Below are 780 nucleotides of genomic sequence, written 5' to 3'. Positions count from 1 at the left end.
TGGCAACCGGAACAGGCCGGAATACCGTTGGCCATATCGCCACCGCGGTAGAGCTGTTCACCCTGCTCCACCCAGTCAGCGCTGGCCTGCCCGGCTTCCGGGGTCAGGCTGGCGTAGAAGGCCGCCACGTCCTGCATGTCCTGCTCGCTCATACCGGCCACCTGGCCCTGCATGACGGCGTTTTCACGGGCGCCGGACTTGAAATTTTCCAGCTGTTTAACCAGGTACTCTTCCCCCTGGCCAGCCAGTTTCGGGTAAGTCCCGGTAAGGGTCTTGTTACCATCCTGACCGTGGCACGCGGCGCAGGGAGCGGCTTTTGCTTTGCCTGCCTCAGCATCACCGGCCGCCATGGCCTGGGTGGCTGCCACAGCAGCAGCCATCAGCACGAACAGTTTGAAAAACTTCATGGCCTATCCTTCAGTACAGCGTCTTATTTGCTTTTGGACATGTACTCAATCAGAGCACGGTATTCTTCGTCGCTACAGTCGTTGCACATGCCTTTTGGCGGCATGGCGTTGAACCCTTCCTTCACGTGCTTCACCAGCGTATCCATACCTTTATCCAGGTGTGGCTTCCAGGCAGCTTCATCATGAGAGATCGGAGCTCCAGCGGCGCCGGAGGAATGACAGAATGTACAGCTGCTGTTGTAACGCTCCTCTACGGTTGCTGCATTGGCAGCCCCCATCACCAGAACCATTGCAATACCTGCTACAAAACCCTTCATACCCTACCTCTTCTATGCTGGCGTCGCCGCTGGCGAAGTCCGTTTGCCGTTGCAGG

2 protein-coding genes are annotated in these 780 nt (G+C 57.8%); both read right to left on the bottom strand.

Annotated elements, in window-relative coordinates:
• Positions 1-407: cytochrome c (locus tag A3730_RS28355; protein WP_156501428.1), on the bottom strand; the 407-nt coding region annotated here is incomplete at its 3' end.
• A gap of 23 nt (positions 408-430) precedes the next feature.
• On the bottom strand, positions 431-724 hold the full coding sequence (locus A3730_RS28350; protein ID WP_063521625.1) for a cytochrome c5 family protein: 294 nt from the start codon (positions 722-724) through the stop codon (positions 431-433).
• Positions 725-780: the final 56 nt, after the last annotated feature.

The organism is Alcanivorax sp. HI0044, from assembly GCF_001634945.1.
Note: the sequence above shows the minus strand (reverse complement) of the source record. Positions and strands in the feature narration are given on the sequence as shown.